The organism is Achromobacter sp. KK8, assembly GCF_054188005.1.
On record NZ_CM135178.1, the window covers coordinates 5090164 to 5116427 of the forward strand.

General features: G+C 71.0%; 20 protein-coding genes. 14 read left to right on the plus strand and 6 right to left on the minus strand.

Annotated elements, in window-relative coordinates; translation table 11 throughout:
• Positions 1 to 92: 92 nt before the first annotated feature.
• The 6 genes from ACVN9Z_RS23550 to ACVN9Z_RS23575 all read left to right on the plus strand — a co-directional run bounded on the left by ACVN9Z_RS23550 (position 93) and on the right by ACVN9Z_RS23575 (position 8794).
• Positions 93 to 2213, plus strand: a complete 2121-nt coding sequence (locus tag ACVN9Z_RS23550) for a 3-hydroxyacyl-CoA dehydrogenase NAD-binding domain-containing protein (RefSeq protein ID WP_458212704.1) — start codon at positions 93 to 95, stop codon at positions 2211 to 2213.
• Positions 2214 to 2238: 25 nt separating this feature from the next.
• Positions 2239 to 3420 (plus strand): acetyl-CoA C-acyltransferase, encoded by a 1182-nt coding sequence (locus tag ACVN9Z_RS23555; RefSeq protein ID WP_458212705.1) that lies wholly within the window; start codon positions 2239 to 2241, stop codon positions 3418 to 3420.
• 11 nt (positions 3421 to 3431) lie between these two features.
• Positions 3432 to 4628, plus strand: coding sequence for an acyl-CoA dehydrogenase family protein (locus ACVN9Z_RS23560; RefSeq protein WP_006385144.1), 1197 nt, complete (start codon positions 3432 to 3434; stop codon positions 4626 to 4628).
• Positions 4629 to 4637: 9 nt separating this feature from the next.
• On the plus strand, positions 4638 to 5771 hold the full coding sequence (locus ACVN9Z_RS23565; RefSeq protein ID WP_054473537.1) for an acyl-CoA dehydrogenase family protein: 1134 nt from the start codon (positions 4638 to 4640) through the stop codon (positions 5769 to 5771).
• Positions 5772 to 5788: 17 nt separating this feature from the next.
• Positions 5789 to 7720 carry an acyl-CoA synthetase gene (locus ACVN9Z_RS23570; RefSeq protein WP_458212706.1) on the plus strand — a complete coding sequence of 644 codons (1932 nt, stop codon included), beginning with the start codon at positions 5789 to 5791 and terminating at the stop codon, positions 7718 to 7720.
• Positions 7721 to 7807: 87 nt separating this feature from the next.
• Positions 7808 to 8794, plus strand: coding sequence for a tripartite tricarboxylate transporter substrate binding protein (locus ACVN9Z_RS23575; RefSeq protein ID WP_006385083.1), 987 nt, complete (start codon positions 7808 to 7810; stop codon positions 8792 to 8794).
• Between the two features lie 55 nt (positions 8795 to 8849).
• Here ACVN9Z_RS23575 and ACVN9Z_RS23580 read toward each other — a convergent pair whose 3' ends face one another.
• A complete protein-coding gene (locus tag ACVN9Z_RS23580) occupies positions 8850 to 9911 on the minus strand; it encodes a D-cysteine desulfhydrase family protein (RefSeq protein WP_458212707.1) in 1062 nt (353 codons plus the stop codon).
• 277 nt (positions 9912 to 10188) lie between these two features.
• Here ACVN9Z_RS23580 and ACVN9Z_RS23585 point away from each other — a divergent pair, with 277 nt between their 5' ends.
• Together ACVN9Z_RS23585 and ACVN9Z_RS23590 are read left to right on the plus strand one after the other, a co-directional pair.
• A complete protein-coding gene (locus ACVN9Z_RS23585; protein ID WP_458212708.1) occupies positions 10189 to 10875 on the plus strand; it encodes a GntR family transcriptional regulator in 687 nt (228 codons plus the stop codon).
• A gap of 133 nt (positions 10876 to 11008) precedes the next feature.
• Entirely contained in the window at positions 11009 to 11455 is a 447-nt protein-coding gene (locus ACVN9Z_RS23590; RefSeq protein ID WP_006385086.1) for a universal stress protein, read from the plus strand.
• A 77-nt stretch (positions 11456 to 11532) separates the two neighbouring features.
• Here the strand turns inward: ACVN9Z_RS23590 and ACVN9Z_RS23595 are convergent, their stop codons facing one another.
• Positions 11533 to 12408, minus strand: a complete 876-nt coding sequence (locus ACVN9Z_RS23595; RefSeq protein ID WP_006385087.1) for a LysR family transcriptional regulator — start codon at positions 12406 to 12408, stop codon at positions 11533 to 11535.
• 154 nt (positions 12409 to 12562) lie between these two features.
• Here ACVN9Z_RS23595 and ACVN9Z_RS23600 point away from each other — a divergent pair, with 154 nt between their 5' ends.
• Both ACVN9Z_RS23600 and ACVN9Z_RS23605 read left to right on the plus strand, forming a co-directional pair.
• Entirely contained in the window at positions 12563 to 14092 is a 1530-nt protein-coding gene (locus ACVN9Z_RS23600) for an MFS transporter (protein ID WP_458212709.1), read from the plus strand.
• Between the two features lie 130 nt (positions 14093 to 14222).
• The gene (locus ACVN9Z_RS23605) at positions 14223 to 14690 is read left to right on the plus strand and encodes a MarR family winged helix-turn-helix transcriptional regulator (RefSeq protein WP_026384857.1); all 468 of its coding nucleotides are present in this window, start codon (positions 14223 to 14225) and stop codon (positions 14688 to 14690) included.
• A gap of 96 nt (positions 14691 to 14786) precedes the next feature.
• Here ACVN9Z_RS23605 and ACVN9Z_RS23610 read toward each other — a convergent pair whose 3' ends face one another.
• The 4 genes from ACVN9Z_RS23610 to ACVN9Z_RS23625 all read right to left on the minus strand — a co-directional run bounded on the left by ACVN9Z_RS23610 (position 14787) and on the right by ACVN9Z_RS23625 (position 20984).
• Positions 14787 to 16103, minus strand: a complete 1317-nt coding sequence (locus ACVN9Z_RS23610) for an MFS transporter (RefSeq protein WP_006385090.1) — start codon at positions 16101 to 16103, stop codon at positions 14787 to 14789.
• 212 nt (positions 16104 to 16315) lie between these two features.
• Entirely contained in the window at positions 16316 to 19255 is a 2940-nt protein-coding gene (locus ACVN9Z_RS23615) for a c-type cytochrome (protein ID WP_458212710.1), read from the minus strand.
• Positions 19252 to 19782, minus strand: a complete 531-nt coding sequence (locus ACVN9Z_RS23620; RefSeq protein ID WP_038503767.1) for a (2Fe-2S)-binding protein — start codon at positions 19780 to 19782, stop codon at positions 19252 to 19254. The genes ACVN9Z_RS23615 and ACVN9Z_RS23620 overlap by 4 nt, the downstream gene beginning before the upstream one ends.
• 44 nt (positions 19783 to 19826) lie before the next feature.
• Entirely contained in the window at positions 19827 to 20984 is a 1158-nt protein-coding gene (locus tag ACVN9Z_RS23625; RefSeq protein ID WP_006385094.1) for an FAD-dependent monooxygenase, read from the minus strand.
• A gap of 314 nt (positions 20985 to 21298) precedes the next feature.
• Here ACVN9Z_RS23625 and ACVN9Z_RS23630 point away from each other — a divergent pair, with 314 nt between their 5' ends.
• The 4 genes from ACVN9Z_RS23630 to ACVN9Z_RS23645 are packed head-to-tail and all read left to right on the plus strand — an operon-like array spanning position 21299 to position 26242.
• Positions 21299 to 22132 carry an alpha/beta fold hydrolase gene (locus tag ACVN9Z_RS23630; protein ID WP_054444548.1) on the plus strand — a complete coding sequence of 278 codons (834 nt, stop codon included), beginning with the start codon at positions 21299 to 21301 and terminating at the stop codon, positions 22130 to 22132.
• Positions 22133 to 22167: 35 nt separating this feature from the next.
• Entirely contained in the window at positions 22168 to 23241 is a 1074-nt protein-coding gene (locus ACVN9Z_RS23635) for a M29 family metallopeptidase (protein ID WP_238873940.1), read from the plus strand.
• Positions 23238 to 23891, plus strand: coding sequence for an isochorismatase family protein (locus ACVN9Z_RS23640; RefSeq protein ID WP_047991025.1), 654 nt, complete (start codon positions 23238 to 23240; stop codon positions 23889 to 23891). The genes ACVN9Z_RS23635 and ACVN9Z_RS23640 overlap by 4 nt, the downstream gene beginning before the upstream one ends.
• Positions 23892 to 23929: 38 nt before the next feature.
• The gene (locus ACVN9Z_RS23645; protein WP_155873229.1) at positions 23930 to 26242 is read left to right on the plus strand and encodes a xanthine dehydrogenase family protein molybdopterin-binding subunit; all 2313 of its coding nucleotides are present in this window, start codon (positions 23930 to 23932) and stop codon (positions 26240 to 26242) included.
• Positions 26243 to 26264 lie beyond the last annotated feature (22 nt).

Below are 26264 nucleotides of genomic sequence, written 5' to 3' on the forward strand. Positions count from 1 at the left end.
GGGACGCGCCGGCCTCGCCAGAGCCCCGCTCTGCGATGCCGCCGTGCCGGCCTGGCCGGCGCGGGCGGCGACCCTACCGGAGACACTGTCCCATGACAGCCAGCGCACCCGCCAGCGCCGTCCACGCGCGCCGCGACGGCGACGTACTCGTCGTCACCATCGATCATCCCCCCGTCAATGCCCTGAGCGCCGATGTGCGCGCCGGCCTGGCCCGCGCCATCGACCAGGCCCAGGGCGACCCGCAGGTGCGCGCCGTGCTGCTGACCGGCGCCGGCAACAACTTCATCGCCGGCGCCGACATCCGCGAATTCGGCAAGCCGCCGCGTCCGCCCGCCCTGCCCGACGTCTGCAACCAGATCGAAGCCTGCGCCAAGCCGGTGGTGGCCGCGCTGCATGGCGCCGCGCTGGGCGGCGGCCTGGAAGTGGCGCTGGCGGCGCATTACCGCGTGGCGCTGCCCGGCGCCAAGCTGGGCCTGCCCGAAGTGACGCTGGGCCTGCTGCCCGGCGCCGGCGGCACGCAGCGCACGCCGCGCCTGATCGGCGCCGCCGCGGCACTGGACCTGATGCTGTCGGGCAAGCCGATGACGGCGCAGGCCGCCGTCGCGGCCGGGCTGGCCGATGAACTGGCGGCCGGCACGGATCCGCTGGCCGCCGGCCTGGACTACGCTCGCCGCCTGCTGGCGCAAAATGCCGCGCCGCGCCGCAGCCGCGACGGCCAGGCGCTGGCGGACAAGGCCGCGTCCCGGGCCGCGATCGATGCCGCCGGCCAGCGCATCGCCGCCAGCACGCGCGGCCTGTTCTCGCCCGCGAAAATCCTGGAGGCGGTGCGCGCCGCGGTCGAACAGCCTTTCGACGAGGGCCTGCGCACCGAGCGCGCGCTGTTCCTGCAATGCCTGGACAGCCCGCAGCGCGCCGGCCTGATCCACGCCTTTTTCGCCGAACGCGAGACCGCCAAGATCCCTGAATTGAAGCAGGCCAAGCCGCGCCGGCTCGACAGCGTCGGCGTGATCGGCGGCGGTACCATGGGCGCGGGCATTGCCGTGGCGGTGCTGGACGCTGGCCTGCCGGTGGTCATGGTGGAACAGGACGACGCCGCGCTGGCGCGTGGCCGCCAGCGGGTCGAACACGTCTACGACCTGCTGGTCGGCAAGGGCCGCATGACGGCCGACGAACGCGCCGCCCGACTGGCGCGCTTCACCGGCGCCACCGACTATGCCGCGCTGGGCGAGGCCGACCTGATCATCGAGGCCGTGTTCGAGGACATGGACGTCAAGCTGGCGGTGTTCGCGCAGCTTGACCGCGTCGCCAAGCCGGGCGCGGTGCTGGCCACCAACACCTCGTACCTGGACGTGGACCGCATCGCCCAGGCCACGCGCGGCCCCGCCGACGTGCTGGGGCTGCACTTCTTCTCGCCGGCCAACATCATGAAGCTGCTGGAGGTGGTGGTGGGCCGCCAGACCGCCGCCGACACCGTCGCCACCGGCTTCGAGCTGGCGCGCCGCCTGCGCAAGATCCCGGTGCGCGCCGGCGTCTGCGACGGCTTCATCGGCAACCGCATCCTGGCGGTGCACCGCCAGGCGGCCGACATGATGATGGAGGACGGCGCCTCGCCCTACGAGATCGACGCGGCGGTGCGCGACTTCGGTTACCCGATGGGGCCGTACCAGATGGCCGACCTGGCCGGCGGCGACATCGGCTGGGCCACGCGCAAGCGCCGCGCCGCCACCCGCGACCCGGCGCTGCGCTACGTGCAGATTCCCGACCGTCTGTGCGAGCGCGGCTGGTTCGGCCAGAAGACCGGCCGCGGCTTCTACCTGTATCCGGATGGCGCGCGCCACGGCACGCCCGACCCGGAAGTGCTGGCGATCATCGACGCCGAGCGCCAGCGCGCCGGCGTGACGCCCCGTCCGTTCAGCGCCGAGGACATTCAGCGCCGCTACCTGGCGGCCATGATCAACGAGGCCGCCAACGTGCTGCACCAGGGCATCGCGCTACGGCCGTCGGACATCGACATGGTGTTCCTGTCGGGCTACGGCTTTCCGCGTTATCGCGGCGGGCCGATGCATTACGCCGACCGCGTCGGGCTGGCCAACGTGCTGGCCGACATCCGCGCCTTTGCCAAGGAAGACCCCGCGTTCTGGAAGCCGTCGCCACTGCTGGTGGAACTGGCCGAATCCGGCCGCGATTTCGCCAGCCTGAACCAGGCCGCCTGACCCCATTCACCCAACGGAAACCGACATGCGAGAAGCCGTCATCGTCTCCACCGCCCGCACGCCCATCACCAAGGCGCAGCGCGGCGAATTCAACCTGATCGCCGGGCCGACCCTGGCCGCCCACGCGGTGCGCGCCGCGGTCGAGCGCAGCGGCATCGACCCCGCCCTGATCGAGGACGCCTTCATCGGCTGCGGCTACCCCGAAGGCGCCACCGGCCGCAACATCGGCCGCCAGGCGGTGATCCGCGCCGGCCTGCCAGTCAGCGTCGGCGGCGCCACCGTCAACCGCTATTGCGCCTCGGGCCTGCAGGCCATCGCCTCGGCCGCGGCGCGCATCGTCATGGACGGCGCGCCCGCCGTCATCGCCGGCGGCGTCGAGCTAGTGTCGCAGATCCGCACCCGCGACGACGGCGTCAGCGGCATGGACCCGTGGATCGTGGCCAACAAGCCCGAGCTGTACCTGCCCATGATCGAGACCGCCGACATCGTCGCCGCGCGCTACGGCATCAGCCGCGAGGCGCAGGACCGCTTCGCCGCGCAGAGCCAGGCGCGCACCGAGGCCGCCCAGGCCGCCGGCCGCTACCGCGAAGAGATCATCGCCGTCACCACCACCATGGCCGTCACCGACCGCGCCACCGGCGCCGTGTCGGAACGCGAGGTCACGGTCGACAAGGACACCTGCAACCGGCCCGGCACCACCTACGAGGCGCTGGCCAAGCTGGCGCCGGTGCGCGGCCCGGACCAGTTCGTGACCGCCGGCAACGCCTCGCAGCTGTCCGACGGCGCCGCCGCCTGCGTACTGATGGAAGCGGCCGAGGCGCAGCGCGCCGGCATCCGCCCGCTGGGCGCGTTCCGCGGCCTGGCGATCGCCGGCTGCGAGCCCGACGAAATGGGCATCGGCCCGGTCTACGCCGTGCCCAAGCTGTTGGCGCGCCACGGCCTGAAGGTCGCGGACATCGACCTGTGGGAACTGAACGAAGCCTTCGCCTCGCAGGCGCTGTACTGCCAGGAACGCCTGGGCATCCCGATGGAGCGGCTGAACGTGAACGGCGGTTCGATCGCGCTGGGCCACCCGTTCGGCGTCACCGGCGCCCGCCTGGCCGGCCACGTGCTGCTGGAAGGCCGCCGCCGCGGCGCGCGCTACGCCGTCGTCACCATGTGCGTGGGCGGCGGCATGGGCGCGGCCGGCCTGTTCGAAATCTACTGAGGAATCGCCCGATGGATCTGGAATTCACCCCCGAAGAAAACGCCTTCCGCGACGAGGTCCGCGCCTTCCTGGCCGCCAACCTGCCGGCGCGGCTGTCGGCCAAGGTCACGCAGGGCAAGCTGCTGGCGCGTGCCGACATGGTCGAGTGGCACGCCATCCTCAACCGCCAGGGCTGGCTGGCCAGCCACTGGCCGGTGGAGTACGGCGGCACCGGTTGGAGCACTACGCAGAAGTACATCTTCGACAACGAGTGCGCGCTGGCCGGCGCGCCGCGCATCGTGCCGTTCGGCCTGAGCATGCTGGGCCCGGTGCTGATCAAGTACGGCAACGAGGCGCAGAAGCGCCACTGGCTGCCGCGCATCCTGGATGGTTCGGACTGGTGGTGCCAGGGCTATTCCGAGCCCGGCGCCGGCTCGGACCTGGCCTCGGTCAAGACCACCGCGGTGCGCGACGGCGACCACTACGTCGTCAACGGCCAGAAGACCTGGACCACGCTGGGCCAGTACGCCAACATGATCTTCTGCCTGGTGCGCACCTCGAACGAGGGTCGGCGCCAGGAAGGCATCAGCTTCCTGCTGATCGACATGGCCAGCCCGGGCGTGCAGGTGCGCCCCATCATCACGCTGGACGGCGAGCACGAAGTCAACGAAGTGTTCTTCTCGGACGTGCGGGTGCCGGTCGAGAACCTGGTGGGCGAGGAAAACCGCGGCTGGACCTGCGCCAAGTACCTGCTGACCTATGAGCGCACCAACATCGCGGGCGTCGGCCAGTCGACCGCGGCACTGGAACGCCTGAAGGCGGTGGCCGCCAGCCAGAAGAAGAACGGCCGCCCGCTGGCCGAGGATCCCGACTTCGCCGCGCGCCTGGCGCGGGTCGAAATCGAGCTGGCCAACATGCGCACCACCAACCTGCGCGTGGTGGCGGCGGTGGCCGGCGGCGGCGCGCCCGGCGCCGAAAGCTCGATGCTGAAGATCCGCGGCACCCAGATTCGCCAGGAGATCACCGCGCTGAACCGCCGCGCCATGGGGCCCTACGCCCGCCCGTTCGTGGCCGAGGCCCTGCACGACGGCTACGACGCCGCGCCCATCGGCCCGGAAGGCGCCGACAGCGCCGCGGCGCAGTACTTCAACAACCGCAAGCTGTCGATCTTCGGCGGCTCCAACGAAATCCAGAAGAACATCATCTCCAAGATGATCCTGGGACTGTAAAGGCCGGCCATGAACTTTGAACACACCGAAGACCGGCGCATGCTGTCCGACATGCTGCGCCGCTTTGTCGCCGAACAATACGACTTCGCCACGCGCGAACGCCACGCCAGGATGGCGCAGGGCTACAACCCCGAGTTCTGGCGCCGCTATGCCGAACTGGGCGCCATCGGCGCGCTGTTCGCCGAGGAACACGGCGGGCTGGGCGGCGCGGGCTTCGACATCAGCGTGGTGTTCGAGGCGCTGGGCCGCGGCCTGGTGCTGGAACCCTTTTTGGACGCGCTGATGGTCGGGAGCGCCATCGCGCGCGCCGGCAGCCCGGCGCAACGCGAGGCGCTGGACGGCCTGATCGCGGGCGGCATCACCGCCGCGCTGGCCGCGGCCGAGCCCACCTCCGGCTATGCCCTGAACGACGTGCGCACCCGCGCCGAGCGCAGCGGCGACGGCTGGGTGCTGAACGGCGCCAAGGCGGTCGTGACGGGCGGCGAGCACGCCGACCTGTTCCTGGTGTCGGCGCGCACCGCCGGCGCCGACGACGACGAGTCCGGCATCAGCCTGTTCCTGGTCAGCGCCGGCACGCCGGGCGTGACGGCGCGCGGCTACGACCTGATCGACGGCGGCCGCGCCGCGGAACTCGCGTTCGAGAACGTGGCGCTGGGCGCCGACAGCCTGCTGGGCGAGGCCGGCGCCGGCCATGCGCTGCTGGAACACGCCACCGGCCGCGGCATCCTGGCGCTGTGCGCCGAGGCCGTGGGCGCGATGGACTGCGCCCGCGACGCCACGCTGGAATACCTGCGCACCCGGCGCCAGTTCGGCGTGCCGATCGGCAGCTTCCAGGCGCTGCAGCACCGCATGGCCGACGTGTTGCTGGAGATCGAGCAGGCGCGCTCGGCGGTCATCAACGCCGCCGCCGCGCTCGACCATCCCGACCGCGCCACGCGCGAGCGGGCGCTGTCGGCCGCCAAGTACACCATCGGCCGCATCGGCACGCTGGTGGCCGAAGAAAGCATCCAGCTGCACGGCGGCATCGGCATGACCTGGGAACTGCCCCTGGCGCACTACGCCAAGCGGCTGGTCATGATCGACCACCAGCTCGGCGACGAGGACCACCACCTGCGGCGCTACATCGCGCTGGGGCGGGCGTGAGCGGCGAGGACGGCATCATGACGCAGGCCCCCATAGCCTCCCCCACCGCCCCGCCCTTCGCCGCGCCATTCCCGGTGCGTTCCATCGACGACGTGCGCCGACTGGCGGCCCGGCCGCTGGCCGAGACGCTGACGGTGCAAAGCACCTACGAGATCTTCCGCAACTCGGCCGCCGCCTTCGGCGACCGCACCGCGCTGACCTTCCTGCGCAGCGCCGATCCCGACGAGCCGGCCATCAGCTGGCGCTACGACGAGCTGCTGGCCGGCATCCACCAGACCGCCAACCTGCTGCACAGCCTGGGGCTCGGCCCTTCGGACGCGGTCGGCGTGCTGCTGCCGGGCTGCCTCGAATACCACCTGGCGCTGTGGGGCGGCGAGGCGGCCGGCATCGTGCAGCCGCTCAATCCGCTGCTGACCGAGGACAAGCTGGCCTCGCTGCTGACCACCGCTGGCGCCAAGGTGCTGATCGCCTACGGCTCGGACACCGAATGCGAATCCTGGTCCAAGGCCCTGCGCCTGCGCGAGCGGGTGCCGACGCTGCGCACGCTGCTGCGCGTCGCGCCGCATGACGAGCCGCTGTCGCAACGCCCGGCGCTGCCCGGCTTCGCGCTCGACTTCAACAGCGCGCGCGCCGCCCAGCCCTCGGACCGGCTGGTCAGCGGCCGCGTGATCCGCGCCGACGACGTGGCCGCCTACTTCCATACCGGCGGCACCACCGGCGCGCCCAAGCTGGCCATCCATACCCACGCCAACCAGGTCTTCACGGCCTGGGCGGCGGTGCAGTTGCAGGGCGCCGGGCCCGGCGACGTGGTCATCAACGGCTATCCGCTGTTCCACGTGGCCGGCGTGCTGCCGGCCTCGCTGGCGGCGCTGTCGGCCGGCGTGCAGACTGTGATCCCGACCACGCAGCTGCTGCGCAACCGCGAGGTGCTGCGCAATTATTGGCGGCTGGTGGAGCGCCACCGCGCCACCTCGCTACAGGGCGTGCCGACCATCCTGGCGGCGCTGGCCGAGATACCGCTGGACGGCGCCGACATCTCGTCGCTGCGCTACTGCCGCACCGGCGCCGCGCCGTTGCCGGCGGAGCTGGCGGCGCGCTTCGAACGCCTGTTCGGCCTGCACGTGAACGAAAGCCTGGGCATGACGGAGATGGCCGGCATCACCTCGATCACGCCGCCCGGCTCGCGCTTTCCGGTCAACTGCGTGGGCTTTCCGCTGCCCTACGTGCAGGTGCGCGTGGTCGGCCTGGACGCGCCCGCCGGCCAGCCGGCGCGCGACCTGCCGCCCGGCCAGGCCGGCATGCTGCTGTTCAAGTCGCCCAACGTCATCCCCGGCTTTCTCGACCCCGAGGATACGGCCCGTGCCTTCACCGCGGACGGCTGGCTCATCAGCGGCGACGTCGGCTTCCTGGACGCCGAGGGCCGCCTGCATCTGCAAGGCCGCGCCAAGGATTTGATCATCCGCGGCGGCCACAACATCGATCCCAAGACCATCGAGGATGCGCTGGCCTCGCACCCGGCGGTGCGCATCTGCGCCGCGGTCGGCGCGCCCGATCCGTACGCGGGCGAACTGCCGATCGCCTTCGTGACCCTGGCCGACGATGCCGAGGTCTCCGAGGCCGAGCTGGTCGCGTATGCGGCTGCCCGCGTCGATGAAGCGCCGGCTCGGCCCAAGCGCGTGATCGTGCTCGAGCAGATGCCCATGACCAATGTCGGCAAGATCTACAAGCCCGATCTGCGGCGCCTGGCCACGGCGGTGTCCGCGCGCGCCGTGGTGGAGCGCGTGCTCGCACAGGCCGGCCTGCCGCCTGACAGTTCCCTGCTGCGCGTGCTGTCCGACGCGCAGCCCGACGTCGCCATCGAGGTCGACGCCACCGCCCCCGCGCCGCTGAAGGAGCAGCTGCGCGAGGCGTTGCAACGATTGCCGGTCAAGGTCGCGCTACGCGACTGACCGGCGCCATTGCAAAGCAACACAGCCGTAAAGCAGCCCCCGAAGCGACAAGACCACAAAACCATAATCACATTGGAGACAAGCCCCATGGCCCACCAACCCCTGCGCCGCGCCTGCCTGGGCGCCCTGCTGCTGGCGCTGGCCGGCGGCGCGCTGGCGCCCGCGGCGTCGGCGCAAAACGCCTTTCCCAACAAACCCATCACCCTGATCGTGCCGTTCCCGGCCGGGGGCTCCACCGATCGTCACATGCGCATCGTGGCGCAGGACGCATCCAAGTACCTGGGCCAGCCCGTCATCGTCGAGAACCGTCCGGGCGCCGGCGGCACCCTCGGCACCGCGACCATGTCGCGCACCGCCAAGCCCGACGGCTACACCGTCGCGCTGTACACGCTGGCCATGCTGCGCATGCCGTACATGCAGAAGACCTCGTGGGATCCGATCAACGATTTCACCTTCATCATCGGCCTGTCGGGCTACACCTTCGGCTTCACGGTACGCGCCGACTCGCCCTACAAGACCTTCAACGAGTACATCGAAGCGGCGCGCAAGAACCCCGGCAGCGTCGACTACGGCTCGACCGGCGTGGGCTCGTCGCCGCACCTGCTGATCGAGGAAATCGCCATCAACGCCAAGGTCAAGCTGAACCACGTGCCCTACAAGGGCAACGCCGACATGCAGCAGGCGCTGCTCGGCGGCCACGTCATGGCGCAGAGCGACGCCACGGGCTGGGACCAGTTCGTGGACTCGGGCAAGATGCGGCTGCTGGTGACGTTCGGCGAAAAGCGCACCACCCGCTGGCCCGACGTGCCGACCGCGCAGGAGCTGGGCTACAAGGTCGTATCGACCTCGCCCTATGGCCTGGCCGGCCCCAAGGGCATGGACCCGGCGGTGGTCAAGACGCTGCACGACGCCTTCAAGAAAGCCTTGTTCGACCCGGCCAGCATGGAGGTCATGAAGCAGCTGAACCAGGAGCCGGCCTACCGCGACAGCGCCGACTACAAGGCCTGGGCCCAGGCCACCTACGTCAAGGAAAAGGGGCTGATCGAATACCTGGGGCTGATGGCCAAGGATTGACGCCCCCTGCCTCGCCCCGGGCGGGCCGGACGCCTTGCGGCGACCGGCCCGCTTTTCATTGGAACGCCGGCTTGTAGGCGTACAGCCCCGGCGCGCCGCCCGTCATCACGAACAGCACGTCGCTGCCGGGTGCATGGCGGCCGGCGCGCACGTCGGCCAGCAGGCCGGCGAAGGCCTTGCCCGAATACACCGGGTCGAGCAGCAGCCCTTCGCTGTGCGCCAGCAGGCCGACGGCCTCGAGCATGGCGGGCGTGGGCACGCCGTAGGCCGGACCACGCTGGCTGCCGTCCACCAGGATGTCGTTGGGCGCCGGCGCGGCCGCCTCGCCCGTGGCGGCGCCGTGTTCGCCATCCGCCCGGCCCAGCAGCGCCAGGGTGGCGGCCGTCAGGTCGCGCGTCTTCGCGTGCGCAACCTCGGTGTCGGCCAGGGTGGTGAACGACTGCACGCGGGTTGCCGGCAGGCCCGCCGCAACCATGCCGGCGGCCAGCCCGGCGTGGGTGCCGGCGCTGCCATTGGCCACCACCACCCGCGCGAACGTCACGCCCAGGGCGCGCTCCTGCTCCAGGATCTCCTGCGCGCAGGCCGCATAGCCCAGCGCGCCGACCGCCGTGGAGCCGCCCAGCGGCGCCAGGTAGACGCGGCGTCCCGCCAGCTCCAGCGCGCGCACCCGTTCCAGGGCCGCCGCCATGGCGTCGGCACCGACCGGCAATGCGTGCACGGTGGCGCCGAGCAGCCGGTTGAGCAGCATGTTGCCGTTTTCTTCGTAATCGGCGTCGGCGCGCGGCACCACCCGCCCCAGCACCAGCTCGCAGGCCATGCCGGCGCGGGCCGCGGCCGCGGCGGTCAGGCGCGCATGGTTCGATTGCAGGCCGCCCACGGTCACCACCGTGTCGGCCCCCTGCCCGCGCGCCTCGCCCAGCAGGAACTCCAGCTTGCGCAGCTTGTTGCCGCCCCCGCCCAGCGCCATGTGGTCATCACGCTTGGCGTACAGGCGCACGCCGTTGGCCGCCGCGCCCAGCGCCGCCTCCAGCCGGGCCAGGTGCTGGATCGGCGTCGGGCCATCGAGCAGGGCGTAACGGGGAAAGCGTTGCAGGGCGGACGACAAATCTATGGACATGGGCGGATTCCTGGATACGTTGACAGCCGGCCGGCAACCGGATGCCGCGCCGGTCCGGGCGCGAAACGGGGATGGCCAGCAGGATACGCCAGGTCCCCCGGGGGATTGATCACGCTTGGCGGGGCGATTGTGCGGAATCCGGCATGAATCGACCCAGACCGGCTCCACCGGGCGCGCAGAAGGCCGGTTCGCCAACAATTTTCGTATGCAATAAATGTTGCGTGCGCGGGTTTTTGATAGACTGGCTGCCCATACCGTCTTCCCGCTCCCGCGCTTCATGACCCAGGCAGTACCTCCCGACCCCAGCGCCGACGACATCGCCAAGGAAGTCGCCGCCGCCATCGTGGCGCACCGCCTGCCGCCCGGCACCCGCTTGCGCGAAGAGGCCCTGGCGCGCGTCTACAAGGTCAGCCGGACCAAGATCCGCGCCGCCCTGCTGATGCTGTCCAAGGACAAGCTGATCAACATCGTGCCCGACAAGGGCGCCTTCGTCAGCAAGCCCGACGCCAACGAGGCGCGCGAGGTCTACGCGGTGCGCCGCATCCTCGAAGCCGCGCTGGCGCGGGAGTTCGTCACCCGCGCCACGGCGGCCGACTACCGCCGCATCGACGCCCACCTGGCCGAGGAACGCGCGGCCGTGGAAAGCGGCGACGTGCAGGTGCGCAACCGCCTTCTGGGCGACTTCCACATCCTGCTGGCCGAGGCCGTCGGCAACTCGGTGCTGACCGGCATGCTGCGCGAGCTGTCGGCGCGCAGCGCCGTGATCACCGTGCTGTACCAGAGCTCGCACGACGCCAGTTGTTCCTCGCGCGAGCACCACGCCTTCATCGAAGCCGCTCGCGCCGGCGACGTCGACCGCGCCTGCGCGCTGATGGACGAGCACCTGGAACACGTGCAAACCGCGCTCGACTTCAGCGAGGGCGACCGCGCCGGCGGCGACCTGGTCGCGGCGCTGTTGAGCTGACGCGGCGCCACGCGTGGCGGTTTGACCGCGCGCAACCCTTGATTACGCGCAAACGGCGTCCGTCTCCCGCCCGATACAGTGTTACGTAGCCGCCGCAAGTCGCGGCGGCCGCCGCACAAACACGGGAGACACCATGTACAAGCACATTCTCATTCCCACGGACGGCTCGCAATTGTCCTCGGAAGCCCTGGTCGAAAGCCTCGAGCTGGCCAGGTCGCTGGGCGCCAAGGCCACCATCCTCACGGTCGAGGAACCCTTCCACGTCTTCGCCATGGGCGCGGCGCAGGTGGCCCACAGCCTGGGCGAGTACCAGGACCAGATCCGCGCCCAGGCCGAACGCCTCTTGAGCGCGGCCGCCACCCAGGCGCGCGAAGCCGGCGTGCCTTGCGAAACGCTGCGCGCCACCCACGAAGATCCGTACCAGGCCATCATCGACGCGGCCCGCGAGCGCCACTGCGACCTGATCGCCATGGCTTCGCACGGCCGCCGCGGCATGGCCGCCGTGGTGCTGGGCAGCCAGACGCAGAAGGTGCTGGCGCATTCCACCACGCCGGTGCTGGTGTACCGCAAGAAGGCCTGACGCGCCCGGACTCGGGCAGCCGCCGCGGTCGCCTTCCGGAAGCGGCCGGCGCCGGCCGCCCGGCCGCCCCGCCCTGCTCAGGCCGCCGGATGCAGCAGTTGCTCCATGCGATCCTGGATCCAGCGCTCGGTGGCCGTCGGCGTCCGGCCTTGCAGCCAGAGCGTGCGCACCGACAACGGCGGCAGCGACAGGCCGACGCACGGCACATTGGCCAGGTCCTCGCGGTAGCCCTCGTACTCGGCGATGTTCAGCGGCAGAATGGCCCAGCCCAAGCCATCCACGGCCATGGCGGCGATACTGTAGAAACTGTCTGAACGCCAGGCCGACGGACTCATCACCACATCCTCCACCCCCTCCATCCGCATCACCAGTTGACGATGGCGCGCCAGGTCGTTGCGCGTGACTTCGGGCAACGCGGCCAGCGGATGGTCGCGCGCCACGAAGATGCCCTGCCCCACGTCGCCCAGGTAGCGATGGGCGAAGGCCGCGCCCGGATCGCCGCGATCGTAGTGGAACGCCACGCTGGCGCGCCCCTGCGAGACATAGTCCGCCACTTCGGTGGCCGTGCCGTTCAACTGGGTCAGCTCCAGCGCGGGAAAGCGCGCCGAGACCTCCTTCACCAACGCGCCCAGCACCCGATCGGGCAAGGCCTCGTCCAGCGCCAGGCTGAGGTGCGCGTCCTGCCCGGCCGCGAATGACAGCGCCCGCTGCTCCAGTCCCGCGGCCTGGCGCAACAGTTCGCGCGCCTCCTGCAACAGCACTTCACCGGCCCGCGTCAGCGTGGCATTGCGGCGCGAGCGGTCGAACAATTCCACCCCCAGGTCCGCTTCCAGCAATCCCAGCGAGGTGCTGACGGCCGATTGCGCCCGGCCCACCTGGCGCGCCGCCGCCGAAAACGAGCCGGCGTCCGCCGCCGCCACGAAATGCCGCAGTTGTTCCAGGGTCCAGTGCATGGTTGCCTCCAGTCGTGGCCAAGCAAGCCTTCAAAAGGCCGTCGCCCGCGCGGGGCGACGGAGCCGCCACCGATACATCTATTTTATAGATGGATTCCAACTTCTTATCCATGCTTCATAGATTGAAAATGTCCGGCGTTACAGGAGTAAATGCATGACGCAGCGCAATCCCTTCCCCGCTGTCGCCGCGCCCGCGCCGGGTCGCTGGCTGGTGCTGGCCATCGTTTCCAGCGCCCTGTTGCTGATCGTGGTCGACATGACCGTGCTGTACACCGCCCTGCCCCGGCTCACGCACGAGCTGGGCGTGACGGCCTCGTCCAAGCTCTGGATCGTCAACATCTACGCGCTGGTGGTGTCCGGCCTGCTGCTGGGCATGGGCACGCTGGGCGACCGACTGGGCCACAAGCGCCTGTTCATGATGGGCCTGGCCGTGTTCGGCGCGGCCTCGCTGGCGGCGGCCTATTCGCCCAACCCCGCGGCGCTGATCGCGGCGCGCGCGGTGCTGGCCGTGGGCGCGGCCATGATGATGCCGGCGACCCTGTCGATCCTGCGCCTGACCTTCGCCGACGAGCGCGAGCGCGCCATCGCCATCGGCGTCTGGGCCTCGGTGGCCTCGGGCGGCGCGGCGCTCGGACCGGTCATCGGCGGCATCCTGCTGGAGCACTTCTGGTGGGGCTCGGTGTTCCTGATCAACCTGCCGATCGTGCTGCTGGCGCTGCCGCTGGCGCGCCGCTACATCCCCGCCGGCCAGCCGGATCGCCAGCGCCCCTGGGACCTGATCGGTTCGCTGCAGGTGATGGTCGGCCTGATCCTGACCGCCTATGCGCTCAAGGAGCTGGGCCGCGCCCAGCCGTCGTGGCTGGACGCCGCGCTGGCCTGCGCCGGCGGCGCGGCCATGCTGTTCGCCTTCGCCCGGCGCCAACGCGCGCGGCCGCATCCGCTGATCGATTTCGCCATCTTCCGCAACCGCAGCTTCAGCTCGGCCGTGGCCGCGGCGCTGTTCGCGGCGGCGGCGCTGCTGGGCATGGAGCTGGTGTTCAGCCAGCGCCTGCAGCTGGTGCTGGGCATGTCGCCGATCGAGGCGGCGCTCTACATCCTGCCTTTGCCGCTGGCCGCGTTCATCGCCGGGCCGCTGGCCGGCTGGCTGCTGCCGAAGGTGGGCAGCGCGCGCCTGCTGTTCGTGGCGCTGCTGACGTCCGGCCTGGGCATGGGCGGCTACCTGTTCAGCTACGACGGCGCGCTGGCGGCGCAGATGGCCAGCCTGTGCGTGCTGGGCGTGGGCATCGGCGCCACCATGACAGCCGCGTCCAGCACCATCATGCAGAGCGCCACGCCGGAACGCGCCGGCATGGCCGCCTCGATCGAGGAAGTGTCGTACGAACTGGGCGGCGCGCTGGGCGTGACGCTGATGGGCTCGATCCTGTCGGGCGTGTACGCGCACACGCTGGAAGTGCCGGCGGGCGTCTCCGCGGCCGTCGCCCGCGACAGCCTGGACGAGGCGCTGGCGCTGGCCGAGGGCCTGTCCGGCGAATTGGGCGCGTCGCTGGCGCGCCTGGCGCGCGGCGCCTTCGACGCGGGCTACGCGGCGGTCATCGCCACGGCCGCCCTGATGCTGCTGGGCACCGCGGCGCTGGTGCTGGTGAACCGGCTACGTGGCGGCGCGGGCGAGGCCACGCCCCGTTGATCGGGCGCCGGCTTCGCGGCGCCGCGAAAAACCTGCCCCCTGTCGGCACAAAGGCGGCAAGCCCCGTAAACTTCCGGACATTCCCATTGAGATAGATCATCGTACCCAGGGTATGGCTTCGGATAGGCTTATGCGAAATGTGAAAAACAAGTCCGCCCCCGACAAGGACAGCTATTTGTTCTCCGACCAGATTGGACACCTGCTGCGGCGGGTGTACCAACGGCATACCGCCCTGTTCCAGCAGTACATCCCCGACTCGCAGTTGACCGCGGCGCAGTTCGTCGTGCTGTGCTCGGTGCGTGACAACCAGGGCAGTTCGCTGGCGGATATCGTCAAGGCCACGGTCATCGACCAAGCCACGGTGCGCGGCGTGGTGGACCGGCTCAAGCAGCGCGAGCTGGTGCGGGTCGACCACGACCCGCACGACCGCCGCAAGGTGGTGATCAACCTGACCCCGGTGGGCCAGGAGCTGGTGCGAAAAATGGAACCCTTCGCCCTGCAGATCACCGAAAGCACCTATGGCACGCTCAATCCCGCCGAGCGCGTGGCGCTGGAATTCCTGCTGCGCAAGATGATCGAGGGCGACGCCGGGGAATGAGGCGTCCGGGCGTCCGGCGTCCGGGCTTCCGGCGTCCGGGCTTCAGGCGTGCGAGCGGCACGCGTCCTCCCGGATGCGCGCCGCCCTTCTGACGGATCAGTCCAGCGCGCGGTTGCGCGACTCGACGTCGACCGCCCGGATCGACAGCGCCGCGGCCAGCAGCATGGCCGCCAGCACCGCCAGCGCCAATGTGAAGTGGGTGGCCATGATGGGTGCGATGATGGCCGGCGCGAACAGCCCGCCGAAACGCGCCACCGCGCCCGCCAGCCCCATGCCGCTGGCGCGCAGGTCGGTCGGATAGACCTCGGGCGTGAACGCATACAGCGCGCCCCAGGTGCCCAGCAGCGCGAAGCTCATGAGCAGCGTCGAGCCGACCACCAGGAAGCTGGAGGTGCCCAGGCTGTACAGCATGCAACCCACCGCGCTCAGGATCAGGAAGCCGACCAGCGTGGGCTTGCGGCCCCAGCGTTCCACCCCGTAGGCCGACAGCGCGAAGCCGGGCAACTGCACCAGCGCCAGCAGCACCAGGAATTCCTGGCCGCGCATGAAGGCGAAGCCCTGGCTGCTGAGCTTGATCGGCAGGTAGACGAACACGCCGTAGTAGGCAATGGAGATCAGTGCCCAGGCCAGGCACAGCGCGATGCTGCGGCGGCGCAGCGCGTTCGAGAACAGCGCCGACAGCGGCTTGCGCTCATGCAGTTCCGGCTTAAGCTCGGGGATGTCGGTCGGACGGCCATTGACGCGGGCCACGCGTTCGAGCACCTTGCGCGCCTGCCCCGACTTGCCGTTGCGGTTCAGGTACATCGGCGACTCGGGGATGTAGAAGCGCAGCACCACGCCGATCAGCGCCGGCAGGCCGGTGACGAAGAAGATCACGCGCCAGGCATCGTCGCCCCACGACAGCGCGGCCAGGGCCAGCAGCGCCAGGCAGATGGTGCCCAGGGCCCAGAACGATTCCAGCAGCACCAGCCAGCGGCCGCGGCGCTCGCTGGGCAGGAACTCGGCCATCATGGTGTAGTCCACCGGCAGCGTGCCGCCGACACCGATGCCGGTGACGAAGCGCAGCAGCAACAACCACGCGAAGTCCGGCGCGAAGGCCGAGGCCACGCCGGCGCAGGCGTCGATGACCACCGCCATCATCAGCACCGGCCGGCGGCCGATGCGGTCGGCCAGCCGGCCGAAGGCGAAGGCGCCGATCAGCATGCCGACGAAGAACGCGGTGCCGGTCTGCAGGGCTTCGGGCACCGGGATGCCGAAGGTGCGGGCGATGGACGGCGCGCTGAAGCCGATCGACAGCACCTGCATCGCGTCGGCGAGCCAGACCAGGCCGAAGATCATGAACAGCCGGTACTGGAACTTGCCGACACCGGCGGTCTTGATGCCTTGTTCCACCGTGATGAATGAAGCTGACATATGCGTGATTCCCTTTGTGTGTCGCGCGCGGGGTCCGTGCCCGATACGGGCGTCGGCCCCGGTCCGGTATGTGGCCGCCCCCCACGGATGCGGGATGCAGCAACGCCCCTCGGCGCCGGGCAGGCGTCGATGGACAACCGATGCGCGCGATGTTGTGTCGCGAGGCGCGGCCGGATCCGCCATGGATCGAGAACCGCCGCCCCGTCTTCCCCTTACTGCGGCTGCGCGTGCTGGCGCAGCTTGCCTATGGTCGTCGTGTCAACTGGCCAAGCCTCTTCCTCCGGCGCGAATCGCGCGCGCAAATAGTCGATCAAATCGCCGATCTGCCTGTCGTCCAGGCTGTTGCCGAACGCCGGCATGTAGCCCAGGGCATCGTCGGCCGGGGCCTGGATGCCATGGAGGATCACCTGGATCAGGTTGTCCGGCGATGCGGCGTGCAGATTGGTGTTCTGGCCCAGCAGGGGCTTGACCCCGAACAGGGTCGGCCCGCTGCCGGCTTCATGACAGACGGCGCAGGCGTTCTGGTAGATGCGTTCGCCGCTGGCGCGGCGCAGCGTGATGGCCTCGCTGACGGCCGCGGGCGCGGGGACCGCGGTGATGGTGGCGGCGGCGGCGGTAGCGGTCGTGGCCGCCGGGGCGGACACGACGCTGGCCGACGCGGCGGCGCTTGCCGTGGTCGTGGCCGTGGCAGTAGCCGTGGCCGTCGCGCGCGCCGCCGACGGCGTCCGCCCCGGCACCGCCATCAGGTAGGTGACGATGGCCTTCAGGTCGCTGGCCGGCAGTTCGGCCAGCCCATGGATCACGGGCGCCATGGGGCCCGCGGCCACGCCATGGCGCGGCGAATAGCCGGTGCGCAGGTACTGGAACAGTTCCTCGTCCGACCAAGCCCGCTCGCCCGTGGCGAGCTGGTTCAGCGCCGGCGCGTTCCAGCCCTCGGCCTGGCCGCCGGCCAGGTAGGCCAGGCCGCCCTTCTCCGCGCCCAGCGCGTTGCGCGGCGAATGGCAGGCGGCGCAATGGCCCACGCCTTCCACCAGATACGCGCCGCGATTCCATTCGGCGTCCTGCGAGGGATCCGGCGTGAAGGGCTTGGGATCATGGAACAGCAGATTCCAGCCGGCCAGCAGCGGCCGCAGGTTGAACGGAAAACCCAGCTCGGTGCGCGGCGGCGTGGCGGCGACCGCCGGCTGCGACATGAGGTAGCCATACAAGGCCTGCATGTCCGCGTCGCTGAGCTTGGCATAGGCGGTGTACGGAAAAGCGGGATACAGCTGGCGGCCATCCTGGTGCACGCCCTGGCGCATGGCGCGTTCGAAGGCCGCGAAGGACCAGCGGCCGATGCCGGTCTGCGGATCGGGCGTGATGTTGGTGGAATAGATCGTGCCGAACGGCGTCTCCAGGGCCAGGCCGCCGGCGTTGCGGGCGCCGCCCGGCGCCGTGTGGCAGGCGACGCAATCGCCGGCCGCGGCCACCAGCCGGCCGCGCTCGATTGCCTGGGCCGAATACAAGGACGGGTCGGGACCGGCGGTCAGCGGCAGCGCCGGCTTGAGCGGCCACAGCGCGGTGGCCAGCGTGGCCACGCTGGCCGCGCCCGCCGCCAGCCAGCCCCAGCCTCGGCGCAGCGCGCCGCGCCGCGCCGCGCGCCGGTCCGCCAGGGCCAGGCGCAATTGGCCGGCATCGAACGGCGCCTGCCGCAGCCGCACCCCGGTGGCGTCCGCGATGGCGTTGGCGATGGCGGCGGCGGCCGGCAGCGTCGCCACGCCGTCCAGGTCGAGGCGGCCGGCGCGCACCACGTCGGGCGGCGTCGGCGCCGCCATGGCCAGCGCATCCGTCGCCCCGTTCGCGGCCGCCGGCGTGGCGGCGCGCCAATCGTCGAACGCCGCCGGCGCGCCGATCAGGCGGCGGGCCTCGGCCAGCCGTTCGGGTTGCTGGCGGGTAATGGCCAGGCGTGTCGTCGCGCCCTGCGCCGGCCGCAGGTCCTGGCTGTCATGGCCGGCGACTACCCGCGTCACCTCGATCGCGCCGGTGGCGGGCTGGATCGCCACCTCGGCAACCCAGGCGCTCCAGACCATGCGTTCCGAACCATCCTCGGCCTCGCAACGCACCTGGGCCGTGGCAAAGCCGCTGCCGCGCAGCAGGCCGTCGCGCGGCGCGGCGGCGTCATCCATGGCCGCCTGCTCGACCACCTGGCGCGCCAGCTCGCGGCCGCGCGCGTCGGCCAGGTGCCGCAGGCGCCAGTCAACCGGATCCTCGCCGGCGGCCAGCGCGCGTTCATGCCACAGGCTTTCGCCGGCGAAGACCTGGGCCGCGTTCAACTCGTCGACGCTGGCGTGCAGCAAGGCATGCGACAACGCTTGCGCCCGCACCGGGCCATCGCCCAGCACCGTGGCATGGCCACTGGCCGGCGCCGGCCCGGACCGCGCCAGCAGGCGCGCCAGGCTGGGCCGCATGGCCCAGGGCTGCGGCGAGCACAGGACCGGCCCCGCCGCCAGGTCCGCTGCGCGCAGGGCCAGCGTGGCCGGCAGCGGCGGGCGGCTGGCCACGCACACCGGCCGCGCCACCGCCTCGGACAGCAGCGCCGCTTCGGCGGCGGCATCCAGCAGATCGAGCGTATGCGCCGCGTGCGCGGCCGGTGCCGCGCCCTGCGGCCATGCCGCCACGGTCACCGCGCACTCGGGCCAGTCGAACAAGGCCGCCAGCTCGCGCCGTGCCAGGGCATGCAGCGCGGCCGCGTCCGGTGGCAGCCACAGCGTCAGGCGGCCTTCCAGGCACCAGGCCGCGACCCGCGCGCTGGCCGCAGCCGCGGCCGGCCGCCAGAGATATTCAGGTTCATCCGCCGGCGCCGTGCCGGCGCTTTCGGCCAGGCCTTCCTGCGCCGGCCGGCCCCCGCCACGCCACGCGGGCGCGAGACTGGCCAGGGCCTGCCGCGCGTGCAGCGGCGTCACCGCCACCACACCGGCGAAGTTGTCCCGCCGCACCACCGCCACCACGCCCGCCTGCGCCCGCGCCTCGTCCAGGCGCACGCTGTCGAGCGCGCTGCCGCGATAACGGGTGCCGTCCCAGGCGGCTTCGGGCGGGCGCAGCGCCAGCCCGTGCAACAGCTCGGAGGGCGGCGCGACGGCGAGCGGCGCGGCCTCGGGCAGCCACGCGCTCATGCGCCGGCCCCTTCCGGCCCGCATGGCCGCGCCGCTGCGCGCAATTGCACCGCGCGCAGCGCCGCCTGCATGATTTCAACGTGCGTGCCGCAGCGGCACAGGTTGTGATGCAGCTCGCTGCGCACGGCCTGCTCCGAGGGCGCGGGGTCGCGGCGCAGCAACGCCTCGACGGTCATGATCATGCCGTTCAGGCAATAGCCGCACTGGGCCGCCTGGCATTCGATGAAAGCGCGCTGGGTCGGGCCGGGCCGCTCGCGCGTGCCCAACCCTTCCAGCGTGGTGACTTCGCGTCCCTGCGCCGCCCGCACCGGGATCACACAGGAACGCGCCGCCACGCCGTCGATCAGCACGGTGCAGGCGCCGCACTCGCCCAGGCCGCAACCGTATTTCGGACCGTTCAGCGCCAGGTCGTTGCGCAGCACCAGCAACAGCGGGGTCGCCGGCGCCACCGCCACCCGCGCGGCGGCGCCGTTGACCTTCAGGTCGATCGGATCGGCGGCGGGCGCGGTGGCGGCGGTATGTTCCATGGTGTGCGTGGCGAAAGTCCGGTGAATGAAGCGCGGCGGGCGCGTCAGGCCGCCGCCTTGGCCTTCGGTTCGACCAGCGGCTCGCTGAACACGTCGTAACCGAAGCACCAGGTCGGATCCTCGTTGGTCCGCAGCCAGGTGTTGTCATGCGAAATGCGCTGCACCTTGCTGGCGCGCTCGGCGCGGTTGGCTTCGTACAGCGCGAAAGCCAGTTCGTGATTATGCGCCCCCACTTCCTTGAAGCAACGCACCAGCATCGCGCCGTCCTCGATGGCCATGGCCGCGCCCTGCGCCATGTGCGGTTTCATCGGGTGGCAGGCATCGCCGAGCAGCACCAGGCGGCCGCGGCTCCACAGCGGCAGCGGGTCGCGCTCCAGCAAGGACCACTTGGTGACCTCGACGGTGGCGTCGATCAGCGCCTGCACCGTCGGATGCCAGCCCTGGAACGCCTCGCGCATCTCGTCCTTGCTGCTGGGCAGCCAGCGGTCGTTCAGGTCCCATTGCTCGACCGGCACGCCGGTCACGTAGTAGAGCTCGTCGGCCTTGCTGGTGACGAAGTACGTCATCATGTGGCGGTCGTCGGTCCACCACTTCACGCAGGCGTCGAACGGCAGCATGCCGGCCTTGACTTCGGGCGTGGGGAACACCGCGCGGTGGGCCAGGTAGCCGGCGTACTTGGGAGGCTCGGGCCCCAGCAGTTCCTCGCGGATGCAGGAATTGACGCCGTCGGCGCCGATCACGATGTCGGCATGCTCGACGCTGCCGTCGGCAAAGCGCATCTCGACGTCGTTGCCGCGGTCGGTGACGCCGACCAGGTGCTTGGAATAGGCCATCACCCGCTCGGGCAGCGCCTCGATCAGCAGGGCGTGGAAGTCGCCGCGGTGCACCGTCAGGTACGACGCGCCGTAGGTTTTGACGGCATAGTCGCCCAACGGAATCCGCGCCAGCACGTCGCCGGTCAGGCCGTGGCGGCTGTACCAGTAGTCGGGGTGCGACCCTTGGGCGTTGAGCGCGTCCTCGATGCCGATGCGGCGCAGGATCTTCATGACGTTGGGGCCGACGTGGATACCGGCGCCCAGCCGCGAAAAACTCGGCGCCTGTTCGTACACGCGCACGTCGAAGCCTTCCTGCAGCAGGAGCGAGGCGGTGGCGGCGCCACCGAGGCCGGCGCCGATCACGGCGATGCGGGGGGATTTAGACAAGAGGCTCTCCTACTTTTCTATGCATACACTCTATTTTTTCCAGATGGAAAACCGCACCATCGTGGATCCGAAATTGTTCGCCTGCGTCCAAAACAGTGCATTTTTATGCACATATAGGTAAAAACCACTATGAACATCGGCTTTGCGATTCACCTCGCTGTTTGCAAGAATAGAGCGTCTACACTGTTTTTTTAATTTATCGAAAACCCTAAGATGGATCCGCGCTTCACGTCATCACGCTCGATCTGCCCGCTGCGCGGGGCAAGCGATGGCCGCTGGATCCCGTCCTGGCATCGACCCACCCGGAGCACGGCATGAGCCAACCATCCAGCACCTTCCTGTACGGCGCCAACGTCCACGCCAACGGCATCCGCCAGCACTACCTGCGCTACGGCGGCGCGGACGGCGCGCGCGCCGAACGCGACGCGCTCATCCTGATCCCCGGCATCACCAGCCCGGCGGTCACCTGGGGCTTCGTGGCCGAGCGCCTGGGCCAGCGCTACGACACCTACGTGCTGGACGTGCGCGGCCGCGGCCTGTCCAGCGCCGACCCCGGCCTGGACTACAGCCTGGACGCGCAGGCCGCCGACGTGCTGGCGCTGGCGCAGGCGCTGGGCCTGAAGCGCTATGCGCTGATGGGCCATTCCATGGGCGGCCGCATCGCGGTGCGCGCGGCCCGCGGCCAGCCGACCGGCCTGACGCGGCTGGTCATCGTCGACCCGCCCGTCTCCGGCCCGGGCCGCCGCCCCTACCCCGCCAAGCTGGCCTGGTACGTCGACTCGATCCGCCAGGCCACGCACGGCATGGACGCCGAGGCCATGCGCGCCTTCTGCCCCACCTGGACCGAGGAACAGCGGCGCCTGCGCGCGCAATGGCTGCACACCTGCCACGAACCCGCCATCGTGCGCAGCTTCGAGGACTTCGGCCGCGACGACATCCATGCCGACCTGCCGCATGTACGCGTGCCGCAGTTGCTGATGACCGCCGAGAACGGCGGCGTGGTCGGCGACGAGGACGTGGCCGAATGGCAGGGCCTGGCGCCCGACACCCTGCACCGGCGCGTGCCCGCCGCCGGCCACATGATCCCCTGGGACAACGAGGCCGGTTTCCACGAGGCGCTGGGCGACTTCCTCGAACCGCGCGGCTGAATCCCCTTTTCCCCCTTACCGGACAGGAGTCCGCCATGCCCGTCAGCGACATCGACCTGATCCGCGCCTGGAAACAGGTGCTCACGCTTTCCCGCCTCGAAGCCGGCCAGACCGTGACCGTGCTCACCGGCGCCGACACCCATCCGCAGACGCTGCGCTGCGCCATCGCCGCCGCCGGCGACATGGGCGCGCGGGTCAACCGCCTCGACCTGCCGCCGGTCAACGGCGAAAAATCCCTCAGCCGCGACTCGCTGGCCTACCTGGGCACCACGCCGCTGACCGGCAACCCCGCCGCCATCGCCGCGCTCAAGGCCAGCGACCTGGTGCTGGACCTGATGACGCTGCTGTTCTCGCCCGAGCAGCACGAGATCCTGCAGGGCGGCACCAAGATCCTGCTGGCGGTCGAGCCGCCCGAGATTCTCTGCCGCCTGGTGCCCACCGAGGCCGACCGCGCCCGCGTGCGCGCGGCCGCCGCGCAAATCGCCGAGGCGCGCCAGATGCGCATCATTTCCCGGGCCGGCACCGACCTGCAATGCCGCCTGGGCAGCTTCCCGGCGATTTCCGAATACGGTTTCGTCGACGAACCAGGGCGCTGGGACCACTGGCCCAGCGGCTTCGTGCTGACCTGGCCCGACGAAGGCCACAGCAACGGCCAGGTGGTGCTGGACCGCGGCGACATCCTGCTGCCGATGAAGGACTACGTCACCGACCCGATCACCCTCACCGTGGAACGCGGCTACGTCACCCGCATCCAGGGCGGCCTGCAGGCCGAGGTGCTGCGCGACTACATGGCGTCGTATGAAGACCCGGAAGCCTACGCCGTCTCGCACATCGGCTGGGGCCTGCAACCGCGCGCCCACTGGTCGATGCTGGGCCATTACGGCAAGGAGACCCACATCGGCATGGACGCCCGCGCCTTCGAGGGCAACTTCCTCTGGTCCATGGGACCGAACAACGAGGCCGGCGGTCAACGCACCACCGCCTGCCATATCGACATCCCGATGCGCCGCTGCACGGTGATGCTGGACGAACGCGCCGTCGTCATCGACGGCGTGGTGCAGGACGAACCCGGGCTGGCCTACGCCGCCCGCCGCAAGGAGCTGGCATGACCCACACCGTTCCCGCCGGGGATATCTCGGCCTACGCCCGCCAGGGCTTCGGCACGCCGCTGCCGTTGAAGGCGCCGTTCGGCCTGCTGATCATCGACTTCGTCAACGGCTTTGCCGACCCCGCCGTGTTCGGCGGCGGCAACATCCCGCCGGCCATCGAGCGCACCCGGACGTTGCTGGCGCATGCGCGCGAACAAGGGTGGCCGGTGGCCCACAGCCGCATCGTGTTCTCCGACGACGATGCCGACAGCAACATCTTCTGCCTCAAGGTGCCGGGCATGCTGACCCTGAAGGAAGACAGCCACAACAGCGCCATCGTGCCGCAGCTGGCCCCCGTGCCCGGCGAATACGTGGTGCGCAAGAGCACGCCGTCGGCGTTCTACGGCACCATGTTGGCGCCGTGGCTGGCGCAGCGCGGCGTGCAGACGCTGGTGGTGGCCGGCTGCGTCACCAGCGGCTGCGTGCGCGCCAGCGTGGTCGACGCCATGCAGGCTGGCTTGCGGCCACTGGTGGTGTCCGACTGTTGCGGCGACCGCGCGCTGGGGCCGCACGAGGCCAACCTGTTCGACATGGCGCAGAAGTACGCCGCCGTCATGCCGCTGGAGCAGGCGCTGGCCGACATCGCCGCGCTGCCCGGCGCGGCGCGATAGCGGCATAATCAGCCAATCCGCCCGGATCGCCTTCGCCCATGAACCTGCCCCATCCCCGCGCGCAGCACGACGCGCTGCTGAGCCACCCCGGCGCGCTCCTGGTCGTGCGCGCGCCGACCGCCCCGCCGCGCCCGGCGCCCGGGCAGCCGGGCGTGGTCTCGGATTACGTCCAGGACACGCCCGAGATCTTCGTGGCGGTGCTGGCAGATGATGCCGCGCCTGATGGCTGGCGCGCGCTGGCCTTCAACGGCCACGTCGACCTGGGCACCGGCATCCGCACCGCGCTGGCGCAGATCGTGGCCGAGGAATTGCATGTGCCGATGGCGCGGCTGGAAATGGTGCTGGGCCACACCAACGCCACCCCCAACCAGGGCCCCACCATCGCCAGCGCCAGCATCCAGATCTCGGCCGCGCCCCTGCGCCGCGCCGCGGCCCAGGCGCGCGAGCAGCTGCTGGCGCGGGCCGCGCGGCAATGGGGCGTGGCGGCGGACACGTTGCGCTTGCGCGACGGCATCGTGCGCCCCGCCGATGAGCGCGACGAACGCGCCCTGCGATACGGTCAACTGGTCCAGGGCCAGCACACCCGGCTGGAACTGGCCGCCGATGATTCCCAGGTGCGGCTCAAGCCGGCCCGCGACTACACCCTGGTCGGCAGCGCCGTCGCGCGCGTCGACATTCCCGCCAAGGCCACCGGCGAACTGAGCTTCGTGCACGACGTGCGCGTGCCCGGCATGCGCCACGGCCGCGTGGTGCGCCCGCCGCATCCCGGCCGCGATGCCGGCGACTTCATCGGCCGCTGCCTGCTCGATGTCGACACCGGTTCGGTCGCGCACCTGCCCGGGCGCGTCCAGGTCGTGGTGCAAGGCGATTTCATCGGCGTGGTGGCGGACCGCGAGGAACAGGCCGAAGCCGCCATGCGCGCGCTCAAGGTCCGCTGGAAGCCGGTGCCGCCGGCGCCCGTGCTCGACGACCTGGCCAGCGCCATCCGCGCCAACCCGGCGCGCCGCCGCCTGCTGCTGGAGGAAGGCGACGTCGACGCCGCCTGTGCCGGCGCAGCGGTGCACCTGCGCCGCACCTACGTCTGGCCCTACCAGATGCACGCGTCCATCGGGCCCTCATGCGCGGTGGCCGACCATCGCGACGGCCGCCTCACCGTGTGGGCCGGCACCCAGAATCCGCACATGCTGCGCGCAGACCTGGACCGCCTGCTCAAGCTGGGCGAGGACCGCATCGACATCATCCGCATGGAAGCCGCCGGCTGTTATGGCCGCAACTGCGCCGACGACGTCTGCGCCGACGCCGCGCTGCTGTCGGCCGCCGTCGGCGCGCCGGTGCGGGTGCAACTGATGCGCGACCAGGAACACCAGTGGGAGCCCAAGGGCACGGGCCAGCTGATGGACGTGGGCGCGGCGCTGGACACCGAGGGCAAGCTGCTGGCCTACGACTTCCAGGTGCGCTATCCGTCCAACGACGCGCCGCTGCTGGCGCTGCTGCTGACCGGCGGCGTGTCCGGCGAGCCGCGCGTGCTGGAAATGGGCGACCGCACCTCGGTGCCGCCGTATCGCTATCCCAGCCGCCGCATCGTCTGCCACGACACCGCGCCGCTGGTGCGCGCCTCGTGGCTGCGCGGGGTCTCGGCCCTCCCCAGCTCGTTCGCGCACGACTGCATGGTCGATGAACTGGCCGAGGCGGCCGGCGCCGACCCGGTCGCGTTCCGGCTCGCGCACCTGGACGATGCGCGCGCCACCGCGCTGCTGGAGGCGACCGCGGCGCGCGCCGGCTGGCACGAGCGGCCGCCCGGCAGCCGCGGCACGCCGGGCGCCGACGGTATCCTGCGCGGACGCGGCGTGGCCTACGCGCGCTATGTGCACAGCAAGTTCCCGGGCTTTGGCGCCGCCTGGGCGGCGTGGGTCATCGACCTGGGCGTGGACCCGGCCAGCGGGCGCATCGCCATCACGCGGGTGGTGGTCGGCCAGGACACCGGCATGGTCGTCAACCCCGACGGCGTGCGCCACCAGATCCACGGCAACGTCAACCAGACCCTCAGCCGCTGCCTGCTGGAACGCGTGCGGTTCGATGCGGCCGGCGTGGCCAGCCGCGAATGGGGCGGCTATCCCATCATCGGTTTCAAGGACCTGCCGCCCATCGACGTGCTGCTGATGCCGCGCCAGGACGAAGCGCCCATGGGCGCCGGCGAGTCCGCGTCGATTCCCGGGCCGGCGGCCATCGCCAATGCGCTGTTCGACGCCACCGGACGCCGCTTCCACCAGGCGCCCTTCACGCCGGAAGCGGTGCGCGCCGCCCTCGCGGACCGCGCTGCCGCGGCCTGCGCAACACCGTCCGCGGCGTAGCGCAGGCCGCCAAACCGGCATT